The 13836-nt window shown below is 30.3% G+C and carries 13 protein-coding genes; 3 read left to right on the top strand and 10 right to left on the bottom strand.

The window, feature by feature from the left end; genetic code table 11:
- Window positions 1-614: 614 nt before the first annotated feature.
- The 4 genes from AAG186_RS03795 to AAG186_RS03780 all read right to left on the bottom strand — a co-directional run bounded on the left by AAG186_RS03795 (window position 615) and on the right by AAG186_RS03780 (window position 3212).
- Window positions 615-839: a hypothetical protein gene (locus AAG186_RS03795; RefSeq protein WP_342622043.1), complete on the bottom strand. Its 225-nt coding sequence runs from the start codon at window positions 837-839 to the stop codon at window positions 615-617.
- Between the two features lie 670 nt (window positions 840-1509).
- Entirely contained in the window at window positions 1510-1938 is a 429-nt protein-coding gene (locus tag AAG186_RS03790; protein WP_161636567.1) for a hypothetical protein, read from the bottom strand.
- A 308-nt stretch (window positions 1939-2246) separates the two neighbouring features.
- Window positions 2247-2651, bottom strand: a complete 405-nt coding sequence (locus tag AAG186_RS03785; RefSeq protein ID WP_342622042.1) for a hypothetical protein — start codon at window positions 2649-2651, stop codon at window positions 2247-2249.
- Window positions 2652-2969: 318 nt separating this feature from the next.
- Window positions 2970-3212: a hypothetical protein gene (locus AAG186_RS03780; RefSeq protein ID WP_342622041.1), complete on the bottom strand. Its 243-nt coding sequence runs from the start codon at window positions 3210-3212 to the stop codon at window positions 2970-2972.
- An 816-nt stretch (window positions 3213-4028) separates the two neighbouring features.
- Here AAG186_RS03780 and AAG186_RS03775 point away from each other — a divergent pair.
- Window positions 4029-4484: a hypothetical protein gene (locus tag AAG186_RS03775; RefSeq protein WP_342622040.1), complete on the top strand. Its 456-nt coding sequence runs from the start codon at window positions 4029-4031 to the stop codon at window positions 4482-4484.
- Between the two features lie 601 nt (window positions 4485-5085).
- Here AAG186_RS03775 and AAG186_RS03770 read toward each other — a convergent pair.
- The 4 genes from AAG186_RS03770 to AAG186_RS03755 form a co-directional block, all read right to left on the bottom strand.
- Window positions 5086-5964 carry an AbiH family protein gene (locus AAG186_RS03770; RefSeq protein WP_342622039.1) on the bottom strand — a complete coding sequence of 293 codons (879 nt, stop codon included), beginning with the start codon at window positions 5962-5964 and terminating at the stop codon, window positions 5086-5088.
- A 50-nt stretch (window positions 5965-6014) separates the two neighbouring features.
- A complete protein-coding gene (locus AAG186_RS03765; protein WP_342622038.1) occupies window positions 6015-7955 on the bottom strand; it encodes a P-loop NTPase fold protein in 1941 nt (646 codons plus the stop codon).
- A gap of 43 nt (window positions 7956-7998) precedes the next feature.
- On the bottom strand, window positions 7999-9132 hold the full coding sequence (locus AAG186_RS03760) for a hypothetical protein (RefSeq protein ID WP_342622037.1): 1134 nt from the start codon (window positions 9130-9132) through the stop codon (window positions 7999-8001).
- Between the two features lie 398 nt (window positions 9133-9530).
- Complete coding sequence (locus AAG186_RS03755) at window positions 9531-9761, bottom strand: hypothetical protein (RefSeq protein ID WP_275164229.1); 231 nt, start codon at window positions 9759-9761, stop codon at window positions 9531-9533.
- Between the two features lie 123 nt (window positions 9762-9884).
- Here AAG186_RS03755 and AAG186_RS03750 point away from each other — a divergent pair, with 123 nt between their 5' ends.
- On the top strand, window positions 9885-10829 hold the full coding sequence (locus tag AAG186_RS03750; RefSeq protein WP_342622100.1) for a site-specific integrase: 945 nt from the start codon (window positions 9885-9887) through the stop codon (window positions 10827-10829).
- Between the two features lie 378 nt (window positions 10830-11207).
- Window positions 11208-12346, top strand: a protein-coding gene (locus tag AAG186_RS03745) for an IS3 family transposase (RefSeq protein WP_342622036.1) whose coding sequence is annotated in 2 segments (ribosomal slippage) — window positions 11208-11447 and window positions 11450-12346 — 1137 coding nt in all. Because the reading frame shifts where the segments join, the coding sequence is not laid out codon by codon here.
- Between the two features lie 110 nt (window positions 12347-12456).
- Here the strand turns inward: AAG186_RS03745 and AAG186_RS03740 are convergent.
- Together AAG186_RS03740 and AAG186_RS03735 are read right to left on the bottom strand one after the other, a co-directional pair.
- Window positions 12457-13533 carry a hypothetical protein gene (locus AAG186_RS03740; protein ID WP_342622035.1) on the bottom strand — a complete coding sequence of 359 codons (1077 nt, stop codon included), beginning with the start codon at window positions 13531-13533 and terminating at the stop codon, window positions 12457-12459.
- A gap of 67 nt (window positions 13534-13600) precedes the next feature.
- A complete protein-coding gene (locus AAG186_RS03735) occupies window positions 13601-13804 on the bottom strand; it encodes a hypothetical protein (protein ID WP_342622034.1) in 204 nt (67 codons plus the stop codon).
- Window positions 13805-13836: the final 32 nt, after the last annotated feature.

The raw sequence follows: 13836 nt of genomic DNA, 5'->3' as shown, positions 1-13836 counted from the left end.
CATACGTGTCAGGCATTACAATTAAATGATACTTGCCGATGATTATATCTGCTAACAACAACATAAATACAGTAAATATTTTGTGAATTGATCGGGAACCGTTTTTTGTTGCTATGTTTATAAAATTATAAAGTAGTTTTAAAAATACCATCAAGAGTGCTATCTTGATGCCCTGTAAAAAAAGTTCAACTAAACTATTAGGAGACAAAACGAAACGAACGTGTTGAGTGTTCGAAAAAGCAACTAAAAGTGCTCCATAACCCATAATTATCACGAAGGAGTTCTTTAAATATTTTAAAAATAGATAGATCCAATAACGGGTTATACTTTTAAATCGTGACATCATAAACATATGAATTGACGTTTCTTGTTCACTTACGGTATCTGTATAGAGAAACAAGTAATACACAATCAGATTCAATACCCCAAAAATTATTATGTCTTTGAAATAGAGTCCGACTCTGCTGAATGCAGATGAGTTCATAAAATATACCTTATACTCATCGTAAATTTGGAATCCATGTGCCGTATCAAGGTGTACGTTTACTAAGTGTATAAAAGTGATGGTCAGTAATGGGAGGACCATCATACAAGGTAAGATTTTTTTTATTTTTCTAAACTTCATAGCGACGACAACTTATAAAGTACAATACTACTGCTGAGATAATCGGAACCAGCAGTGACGATAGATACATAAGTGTATTAGGATAACTATAAGCTCCTGAAACGATCACAGCTGATGGATCGAACATATATCTAAAAACGGAGTTATAAGGGATAAATAATGAACTTGCGATTGAAAAAGAAATAAAATACATCGTAAATGCTAGTGTTGCCATAGGCAAATTTGTGAAATAAGGGACTACAAAACCATATGCGACACCATAGATTAATGGGACTACAAAGAATACAAAAATTCCCCATAATAAGTGATACAGCCTACAGTGGTTTAAAAAGAAATCTTTCGGCAGCCAATCTATGAATAGTTTTACCGGAATACCAAATTGTATATCATCTGCACTCACTTTGCTTCCAAACAATGAGGCGAATATATAGAAAATTAAATAACCCACGAAGATTGCTATTGAGACTTTAAGCGACTCTTCAAAAATCTTCTTCCGTATGAATTTTGAATAACAATCAAAACGATAACACTCAAAAAAGTACTCATTGTTCTTCTTTAGGTAGATGTTTATCCCAACAATAGTGATAAATAGAGGAAGTAATAATTGAAATAAATTCGAGCCCCAGATCATCATACTAATGTAGGACCCTACACTTTGATGAAAAAATGGCCACCAATTATTCTCTCCACCGAATTCCAACGCATCGATTCCCGAAAACTTAAAACCATTCTGAAATCCTTCCCAAAGCGTTGATAGCGTGTGATTATTAGATTCAAGAGAAATGAAGAATACAGATGTAGAAAGCAATACAATTAGTAGATAATCACTATTTTTTCTTACGTTACGTGAAAGCATCTTACAATTCCTATCCTATTTTAAAGTCTTACGGTCTCCAAGATCCCGAAACTTGTGTATACCCACTATCCCATATATTTTGTCTGCGAGCTCGTAGATCATATTGAGTTCCTCTCTTTGTATTGGTATTTGTTATTGTAAAACAACCCGAGTCATGATTCATAAAAAGAACTTCTCTTTGTTCCTTACCCGTTCTAGAATTATGAATCGAAAAAAACATGTTGAGTCCTTTTAAAGACGAATAATCCCATTCAATACCACTTGGGCTATACGTCTCTTTATCAACGACACTTGAAACTATCGCTCTTTTTCTATTTGCACGACCGTCGAAACCATAATAATAACAATTATAGTCCGTTGGTCCAGCAGGTTCATTCGCTTGGACGGATAAATCAACGATGCTTCCTAACACCATAGTAAAAATCAAAAAAACCAATACACAAAACGTTTTTCTCATAATCACCCTCCTATTCTTTTGTGTACGCATAAAATATAACACAAAAAAAGCCCCTATTTTACTCCGCTATTTCGTATTAAAGACACGATTTTATTTAGGAAATATTTAGATTATTGCATATAATACTTCCATTTTATATCTCAGTATTAAATTAGATACGGAATTTTTTTAATTGTCGTTTTACTCTTAAATGACAAAAAAGTGCGAATGATTTCGCACTTTGCATATATATTCTTTTATCGAGTAATACCTAATTCAATAATTCTCAATAATTTTTCGAAAGTATTAAATCAGTATAAAGTTTATCGCTACAATACCGCATCGACCCACCTATCAAATGGTTTAAAACTATTATTTTTAATAACATAATTCTCATTATTCACGATCAAGTAATAATTACCTACATTGTTAAATTCGTAAGTAGTTCCACTCTTTAGATTTATTGTTAGTACTATCATTCCACCATAGATAACTTCCATTTTACTCTTAGAGATTTTCTCTACCTCAAATTCATTTAATGCGTCTTCGAGTTCTGGGATATCTTCAGCATTCACTTCACGTTCTAAAACAGTTGGACCGATATGTCTCTCTATGCGAACACTTTCAATACCATTTAACTCAATATCATCTTGCATTGTCTTAAGCATGTCTTGCTTACTACAACCGGAAATGAACGCTAAAACAAGTACCCATACGATCATGAACCTTTTCATTCAAATTCCTCCTGTTAATTTTATTATACATGTTTTTTATCAACTTTAATCTATGTAGGATTATTCCAATTTAAGGAATTTACCACATAAACATAAGACTTATAAACATAGTATTTTCATCTTATTCATTGTCTAACATCATGGTGTTAAACTGTGAATTTCTACATAATGAAGAAAACCCATTTTTTATAAAAAAGTGCGGTCATTTACCGCACTAACAAAGCTATACTCATTTATAGGGCTGTAGATATTCAAACTAAATGATTTCTTCCAAATAGATAGATTGAATCTGATTTTTTTGATTCATATCCATATGGGCTATTCTTTAACAATATTAAGCAAAGAATAAATAAAAGCTATTATCGAAAATACAAGTAATGCATATGACAAGAGATTAATCATTGTAAGTCCTTTAAATTGTAAGAAGATGTTCCATGAGTCTCCACTTATACTCCGATCGGCAGCATAAAACACATGTGCGATTCTTAGTGCAACAAAAGCAAAAAAGCCTGCACCAAATGTTGTTTCTCCAAGTTTCATTGCCTGTTTACTTTTATTCATAATATTCCCCCTCATAATTTTATTAATAATAAACTACACTCAATATTTGAATATAATTCTCTTTTTTAACACTGCACTTACCTTGTACAAATAGATCTAGGGAGTACGAATTATAAACAAATCTTCCCCTGAAGACCCGTTTCTACTATGACTAGGTGCTGGTAAGCCAATTCGATGACTATGTCAGAACATGCATTCTGCTCTATTGATTTGAATCTATAAGATTAAATAACTTGTTCATTATGTATTGGATCATAGGTTACGTTTTAAATGCTAAAATTGAAAATAAAAAGCTACTATCTAATAGTTTATAGTCGATTCTTTTCTCAAAGAAATACTCCGATATTGATTATAGAAAAAGCATCTATCGATATTATTCATACCTTATAAAATCATGCTTCAACTTAGAAAGCCCTTACACAGATTTTACCATAACGTGGTCAATAATCAAGACACTTTGTCAAAATAAAAAATAATAAGTGCATTGGTAATCTGTCTTCCGATATAGATTCATTTTAAGTGAAACATCAACCTACCTCAAAAATCATATCGAGAAAATTATTTCTTCTATTATTTTGCGTATCCATCTGGTAACAATTCAAACACCTTCATCATTAAAAATAAAATAATAAAACCTAAATGTGATATAAATTGTGTTCGAAGATGAAAATAATCTATAAAGAATTACCGTGAATTGAAGTATTTATAGCCACTATTTACAGTTAAAATGATTCTAGTTATATATGGATTTATGAAATGTATCCCTTCAATCTTATTTATGCTATATTATATTCATATATGGGAGGGGTTATTATTATGTGGAAAGCTAAAAGTAAAAAAGAACAATGGATTGCAACCGTAATAATATGGATTGCTGGATCTATCGTGTTTGGGTTAACAGGAGAGTCTGATACAATTGCAACACTTATGGGCGTAATTTGTATAAGTCTTACTATTTATGTGTGGGTTGCTACATCGAATGATTTCACCAGTAAGCCTAAAATTACAAAAAATACAATTCAATCAGAAGAATTTCAGAAAGATAGAGATGATTTTAAACAAACTAAAAAATTGAACAGAGTGGCTAAGATTTCTCAAAAACGAGGTAAAGAATTAGGAACAGGCCAATTGTGTTGTCCTAAATGTGGATGTACACAATTATCATCTAATAAAAAAGGCTTTACCTTCTGGACAGGTATTATAGGATCAAAGAAAGTGTTTATCACTTGCATGCAATGTGGAAAGCGTTGGAAAGCCGGAAAATATAGATAAACATAGGAAAGTGCTTAAAATTTAAGTCTCAACCGCACCACCAAAGGAGCGGTTTTTTTGTATTGATTAAAATAGTAAATTAAGTGCAACACCCCTAAAAAACCATAATCCATTCGTAGAATAATGTATTTGACAAGACAACCAATGGCTAGCACTATGAGTTATAATCATATGCACATAACTATTGTAACTTTTTGGTAAACATCTGGTAACATTTTTATATTCAAATACGAAAAAACCCACTTAATAGTGGGTTTAAATTTTAAATGGTGCCCGAGGACGGTTTTAATTAAAGAAATCATACATAGAAATTAATTATACATAAATTAATAATAATCCACTTAATAGAGTATATTTTTTCGAATTTTGTCATTTATGAACAAGTTAGTATCACTCTAATTCAGTTTTTTTGTAGATTTTTGGTAACCTTTTAATATGTTCGTATGAAGCATATCATTCATACTCCAAATAAGATCTAGTAATCACTCTTGCACTTCCATAAATTTTTCTAAGTGTATTAATACGTTCAATTTCTTCTTGCAATTCTTTGTTATGAGAGTAAACAATTACTTCGCGAATATTACACAATTCATCAATACCTTCAAAAAAAATCCTTATCAGCCTTAATGCTATGACCTAAGACAATTAATGTATCAACAATTTTTAGTTTATCTTTTGGGATTCCAAATTTAAAAGGAATAGATTTATAATTATTACTTAAATCTTCAATAAAAGCTTTGATACCATACTCCAATAATTTTGAATAGTTTTTCACGATCAGACCAGCACCGTGGCCATCAACACCTCTATTAATCGATATCTCCTGAACATAGTAATTATGTGCTTCTTCGATTTGATTACTCGAATAATTATTATATTTAAGACCCCTTATAAATCTTAGCTCATCCCTTAGATAGTCTTTATTATATCTGTCATAGTGACCACCTACAAAGTTATGAGGAATCGATTCTAGACCATGCCCCAAAACAATGAAATTTTCTTCGAGACTACCGTGAGGATGAATACATTCTATACCATATACGTCTTGAACTGTATTAGTATAGTTGAAATTAACAACTAAATTACCAGGTTTTAAAATTTCATGTAAACAAAGATTTTTTTCGATATTTCCAGGTTTATAAATTTCTAACAGATATTTTATAAATTGTATTTTAAGATCCTCTATGGTTTTTGAAAATTCTGAATAGTACCCTGTAAACTCATTATTGTTACGAATTATTTGGTCGGTTTCCTCACGCGCACTCTCTTTTCGTGCTATAGCAATAAGTTCTTCTATGTCTAGCCAATTATTCGTCAAATCTAGATCAACATTTTCTGCTAAGATCCTCTGGAATTTAGCAACACTTTGTTCTTCGTAATAACTACTAAAAAAATCACTGTATTGAGTTTTTAATCCATGATGTAAATCAAAACCATTACCAATAATAATTAGTGTATTATTATGTGTATTATTATGCATATAATTATCTTCTTTCTACAATATTAAAAATCTAATTTCATAAAAATTTGCTAATTAGTTATGGAAATAATTTTTTCAAGAACAACTTCCTTGTATTTCTGATTACCATAGGGAAAGTCTAGTACATCTCCATAAACTAGGTACTGCCCAATCTTTGAGTCAGTTTCTGGTCTAATTCCAAAAGCATCCCAAAGTGCCAAGTATTCATTATTTTTTAGCTTTTCAATTAACTCTTTATTTTCTTCGAATTCGTAAATACTATCTCTATTTAATTGTGTATTCATTAAAACTAGCAAAGCCTCCACATCATAATCTTTTTTTCCGAAATCTTGTGATTCTATTCTTTCATTAGCATTACTAGAATAAGTCTCTTTAATACGATCATAATTTAAGTAGGGAATTTGTCCGATTTCAATATTATTTTCAAACCAAAAAGTTCCCTCTAAATTTAAAGTACTCCTATAATAAAAAACTCTTTCTAAAATTGGTATTGTCAACTCGTGTTTTTTTTCATAACTATCGAACATTTTATCAAAAAGAATGAATACTTTCTGTGAATTTAAACTATCACGTCTACTTTGATGAGGAAAATAATTGTTTGTTTCTTCCACCTTACGTTGGAAAATATGTTTAATTAAATCATTTGGAACGTGACGAACTTCAGATTTCAGTGCTCTTATAGCGTTTTCTTCCAATATTAATTGTACTTTTCGGTATTCATCCTCACTCATTCGAGTAATATAATTCAAAAACTCTGAATATAGTAGTGAGTTGTTGGAATCCAAAAAGATTTTTCTCAATTTTAGATTATTATCATTCAAAATACTTTGTAACTGAAAAATGGAGTGTGTATTAACAATTTCATTAATATAATAGGCATTTCTATTTGAAATATAGTCAGTAGGATTATTGACATTCGGTTGCAACAAATAATTTGTATATAATACTGCATCGGATTTTATATCGTCATTCACATTAGGGTCAATTACGTAGTTATCCGTCCCTTTGATATTATATAATTCCTGTTTTTTTTCATCTATTTGAGGTAATAGTTGGTCTACAAGATTTTGATAAAGTCTAACGTGGAATAAATAGAGATATATTATTAAGATTTGCTGAGAAATTTGAACTTTCCCTAATTTATCATTACTGATTAATTCCTGATGAATATAGGTAAGAAGATGATTCGCGTCTCTGGCTGTACGCTTCTCTTTTTCAAAAATATCTTTTATATTATCTAACTGGATATAATTATTACCAATAATTTCCTTGATTTTTTTTAATAATTCTACCGCAATATTAGATGAATGCAGTGGATAGGGTAAACTAACTTTTTTATCTATTATTTTTGAAATATAATCAAGTTTAATATTATCAAGATTGTGTAAATCTCCTATAAAAACCACTCTCGTTCTACCGTGTATTGAATTAAAAATCAAAAACAATTCATTACGTACACTCTCTTCTAATCTATCGAAATCATCAATAATTAAAAGTTTAGGCCTTCCAATATCAATAAGCGATTGCATTGATTTACCCATGTAGTAACGATCCAAATCAACCCATTTTGCACCAATAAACGTATATAACGTTGTTATGATTGTTGAAATTGACAAGATCATCCCAAATAACATTGATTCAGATTCCGATACTGAAAATTCTTTTGGTGAAAAACCTTTAAATGCAATAAATATACTCCCCATAACAGAAAGGAATATAAATAACTTAATAGTTCTATTTATTAATTTAGATTTAAACGGATAAATGCTCTCAAACATTAATTGAGATAAAGTGCTTTTATCTTTGGGTTTCCACAACTCCACATTTATAACACGGATATCTTTTCGTAGATATTTCTCAACCTCTTTTATATATTCAGTTTTTCCACTTCCCCATTTACCATCTAAAAAGTATGTTTTAGGTGAATCATTAATCATATTTGCAAAAATTTTAGCATTGTTAGATGTGTCAATTTTTTCAATTCTAACCATTTTATAGAAATCCTCCCTTTTTTTATAATTTAACTACAAATTATTACTTATTCAAAATGAGGCTAGCCATATCAAAAAGAAAACTAATAAAGGGTTTTAAATTTTCATACGTTTCTTTATTTATCTTTTTTCTTAAAAGTCTAAGTGAATTTTGAACTTCCACAGAATATGTGATTTCAAATTCTTTCCTACATGTTTTTAAAAACTTACTATACCTAATTAGAATATCCTTCTCGTAAATGCTTAACTGCCTATTCTTAATTAACTTTATAAATTCCTCCTGCACAGTGAGTAATAATAAACCTTTTAATAAATATACGTAGAAAATATCATTCTGCTTTATTTCCCGTCCATTTGAAATTAGATTAATTGCACAATCTTCTAAATTCATGAAGATAGAGTAATTTATAGAATTTGATATAGTTTTTTCTACAAAATTATCTACCGAAAAGGTAATATAACGTTGCTCCTTAGATTTTAAAATGTCAAAATTAAAATTTTCTTTTATTATGATATCTAATTTGTAGTTTAAGGAATATGCCAGAATATTTTTCCCATCAATAATAGAATGTTCCCGAACACATTTGTATTTATATAAATTATCGGGTCCCAGAATTGCTGAGCGTGCTGTGCTATCAAATGAATGAATAAAAGTATTAGTAAATATATTCAATTCCTCTGCCGTGAAAAAACTCTTATTAGTTGGGTCAGCATGAAATCCTAAGTCCGAATGATATGGCAACTCGCTAATCGGTTCGACAACAATGAACCATTTTACTCCAGTAGACAGCTCTAAACAAGAAAAAAAAGTTTGAATAATATGACCACTCTTCGCATTTATTCTAAAGAAAGGCGTTAATTGGACATAACTAATAATTGTATTCTCGTTAAATAACTTAGATATAAATGTATTCATTGCTAAACTAATCCCCTTTAGATTTTTTTTACATTCTTTTAAACTTTTGTTATAATTCCTCTCAAAGCGATATGTAGGCTCATTTTTTTTAAAAAACTTTAGATAGTTTAAAGAATCTTTCAAATCTACAATATTGATGAGATCACTAAAATCATAATCAAAATTATCTCCATGATTAACATTTGATAATACTAATCGATGATTTATACTATTTAACTTATATTCTTTTGGTAACTGGTACGCTTTGCAAATATATGACATATTCTCCCCCCCCTGCAATAAATAAGAAATACACTCTTAATTCATATGATAACGGATATTTTCTGATTTATCCATCAGAATTAAATTTCTCTAATAGACTTTATATTATACAATTTTATTAGTTCCATACTCATACTAGCACTGCCATAAAAATATTGGATTTAATTAATTATTAATCATTCCCATTCTTTACTAATAAGTCACTTCCCATCCATTGAAAATAAAAAAAGCCATCGCTTCGGAAACCCCTAATAAATGAGGTCCTACTTCCAATGGCTTTGATACTAATATATTATCATTTTCTCTTATGTAATCAATAAGCTGCGGTAAATTGGATAATTAATCTCTAAAGACGAATGAATTTCTCAAAACCACCTTCAATTCAGAAAGTGTTTTTTTTATACTCTATCATTAATAAAGTTCGTACGTTCAATCTTTTCTAAACGTCCCTCATATTCATTCAGTCTGCGGTCTTGCTCGACATCTTTATCATCTTTGGACTTTTGCCATTCAAGTAAGTTGTCAACTGATACCGTGAACTTCGTAATCGAAACGGAGAGTTTGAAAATTGATACAATTGTTAGGATTCCTACTAGAAAGAGTAATCCAATAAATTCTGTATTACTCATAATCTATCCTTTAAATCCAATTCCTGATTGCCACTTAACCCCTAACAAGAAATTAACAAGAATTATGATAATTATGTTGAAACGGTAACATTAAATCATGTGGTAGAATAATATCTCAACAATATTTCTTTGTCGAAAAAGAAATCAACAATCTTAAGATCAGAACAAACCATCAGTAAACACATATTACCTTACTTTGGGAACACAAACATTGAACACATTACAGTTCGTGATATCCAACGGTGGCAAAATAATCTGCTAAAAAAGAGAGTTCGTGGTAAAAAAGATGGTCCTTTTTTCAGAAATAAGTATCTTGAAAACATTCAAACACAATTTAAATCTGTATTAAATTTCGCACGAATATACGAATACATAGAAACTAATCCGTTTGAAAAAATACCGATAGCGTTACGAAGAGAGTATGAAGAAAAGAAAAAAATGACAATTCTAACTAAATCTCAATTTGATACATTTATGAGAGTTGTTGACAATCCAATCGATTATGCAATATATAGTGTTTTATATTGGTGTGGACTTCGTTCAGGAGAATTACTAGCTTTAAAAATCAAAGACTATGACAAAATAAAAAAGACACTACATATTCGGACTAATTATGATACCAAGAATAGAATTATTACACATACAAAAAATGATCATGAAAGAATTATTAAAATACCAGATGTATGTGCATCAGCACTTGATAGAGTACTGAATGAATATCCTAATAATAGTGAAAATTATTTTTTATTTGGTTATCATCATATAATACCTAAATCTACACTAGATAATCGCAAAATAGCATATTGGAATAAAGTGAACCCAGAAGTTGCTCAAGAAATTGAAGCATTAGGTATTTCAAGAAATAGTTATGGTGGATTTTTAAATGTCCCTTGGTTCACATTTCACGAATTAAGACATACTCACGTTTCGACGCTGATTGACATTGGGTGGGAAGCCAAGGATATTGCTGATAGACTTGGCCATAGCGTCCATGAGGTAAACGAAACATACGGTCATTTATTCCCTCAAAGAAAAGACGAGATGTTTCAAAAATTAAACGATCTATAATTTTTGGTAACTTTTTGGTAACCTTCTGGTAACATTTTTATATTCAAATACGAAAAAACCCACTTAATAGTGGGTTTAAATTTTAAATGGTGCCCGAGGACGGAAACAATTTTTTGTTTTTATGAGTGTTTAAATGTATGTCGAAGCCTCTATTTAGTGGTTTTTACTTCTTCTGTAATTTTTAATATTTTTAAAATGTATCCCCACAGTATCCCCATAGAAAACTTGACTATTAAGTTCTCATTGTATATCGACTTAAACTATTTAAATTGTATGAACTTAACCTAAAATATTAATATAAATGAACCTTGTAATGGTATAGTGAATTTGTAACACCTGTGTATAATCCAGTACAATGGAAGAATCAGGAGAAAACATATGAAACGTTACAGTACAGAAATGAAGAAGAAAATCGTTACAGCTAATATCCAAGATGGACGTACCATTGCAAGCCTTGCCTCTGAATATGGTGTATCAACCGCGTCCATTAATAACTGGATTCGTGATTACCGCAAAGAATGCCAAGCAACATCTGAAGCAATGAGTGAACTAGAGTTAATGGAAGAGAATCGTAAACTCAAACAAAAACTCGCTGAAGCCGAAAAGGAAAATGACTTTCTAAAAAAGGCAGCAGCATTCTTCGCGAAGGAAACAGGCAAGTAATCTATAAATTTATTGATCAGCATAAGAACCACTTCGGCTTACGTTGGTTATTAAAACGATGTGGTGTTTATGCCAACGGCTATTATAACTATCTCAGAAATACAAAACGGGTATATCATCAAACCAAGCAAGCCATCAAAAATAAAATCAAAGATATCTTTCATTCCACAGGCGGCATTGTAGGTCATCGTGGAATGGTCATATTCTTAGCTCGTGATGACATTAAGGTCAGTAAGACTACCGTTCATAAATATATGAATAAAGAGCTACAACTCTACTGTATCCCCGCTAAGAAGCGCCCACGATACGTTGAAGGAACGAAGCATGAGATATTCCCCAATCACTTATCGCAAGACTTTGATATTGGAGAAAAGAACACAGTTTGGTGTACGGACTTTACTTATATCAAAGGATGGGATGGCAAATTCCAATACAACTGTAGTATTTTAGACCTTTCGGACCGGAGTATTGTCGCTACTAAAACAGGTCGAACGATGACAAGTGGCCTTGCGAAAGAGACTTTAGAGACAGCACTGTCATCACAGAAAGAACGTCCAAAAGACTTAATCCTCCACAGCGACCAGGGTAGCCAATTCGCATCGTATGATTTCACAGAATATTGTCTAAAAAACAATATCAAGCAAAGTATGAGTAAAGCAGGATGTCCCTACGATAACGCAGTGATGGAACGGTTCTTTAGAACCATGAAGTTTGAACTCATCAATCGATTCCGATTTAATAATAACAAACAACTTGAAACCGCAATATCAGAATATGTATTTGGGTGGTATAACCAAGTGAGGCCGCATGCATCAAACGGCTATAAAACCCCAAACGAAATTAGAAACACTTAGGTCTATTTATACACTAGTGTTCCAAAAACGCTTGACCACTACACAAAAACGCTTGACCACTACAATTTCATGCTAGATGATACTATATTTAATGATTGATATTACTTTATTTATCTATATATAGAATACTTCTCCGATAAAAGATTTGGTGTATTAAAATTGCTAATAATACTAAACATTTGATATAAATCATTATAAAATTCTCTGTCCGGGATAATTATGGAGTTGGATATAATGTCCGTCGAAGTACGTGCCATTTTTTTTAAGTATTCATTTTTTAATAAAGATGACTCTATTTTCGGACTGAAATAAACGTCTTCTACATAAGTAATTAGAATATTTGAAATTAGATGTAATTTCTCTTCATTTGAATATTTCTGAAATTGATTAAGAAAGCTTTTATATCTAAATCTATTTATATTCTCAATAAATAATAGAATTATAGAATAATTATCTTGTGGATAAACCGCAATTTGAATGCTCTTCATCATAGTACTAGGATCATGACTAAATACATCATTGATAATCTTACCATCTAAGTCAAAAACTAAAGCTACTGAAACTTGAGAAGCAATCGGCACGACATAAGGAAGTCTAGTTTCATATATTTTTGTGAATCTAGGTGAATTTTGTTCAACAGCTTTTTTAGATCTAACAAAATCATTATTAATTTCATGTAAATCAAGTTCAATTTCTTTCAATTTATTGATTATAGATACGATTGGACCATGCTCTTCAAACTGAAAAATATGTTGTTCGAATAATTTTTTCTCAACATTTCTTTTATGTAAATTTTGTAACATATTTTTCACAGAAATCTGAGCCATCATTTTCTGAGTAATCTCTCTACTGATTTGCTCAACGTCTTCATAATCTCTAAAAAATGTACTATCACATTTATTGCATATATTATGAAAAACACCTGTGTTATTCAAACCTACTTCAATATCAAAAAAATCAAATTTGATAAAATTGTTCGTTGTTATAATTTTACCATTATCAGCTATTGATTTCAGAACAAATTGTGGTATTGAATGTGAATTGCAGAAACTAGACACCTCTTCATCACACAACATACATGTGAATTTCTTAGAATTAATTCTTGCTTCTTTGAAAGCTTTACCAATTTTTTTCTTTGATTCAATTGAAATATCCTCATTATCAAGTTCTGCTAAGATAGATTTCATTTTTAGGCTCCTTTTTCACAATCAAAAAAACTATGTAAAAAAACACTTATCTTGAAGTGTTTTTTATTTATTTAATTAAACTAAAATTGTATGAACTATTACCCAGCAAAGTATTGCTACTTTTACTATTATTATATGCACTTGGCATCACGTAATTATCAACTGTAGTAGGATTAGGTATAATTGAGAGACTTGACATTCGAATCGAATTTTCTCTAACTATTACTACATTTTTTAAATTCTCTTTAATTTTATTAATATTGTTTTTCATAATAGCTCTCCTTTTTATAATTATATATACCA

Source organism: Erysipelothrix sp. P66, from assembly GCF_038682365.1.
Classification (GTDB): domain Bacteria; phylum Bacillota_I; class Bacilli_A; order Erysipelotrichales; family Erysipelotrichaceae; genus Erysipelothrix; species Erysipelothrix piscisicarius.
This window is presented reverse-complemented; position numbering and strand designations above follow the sequence as displayed.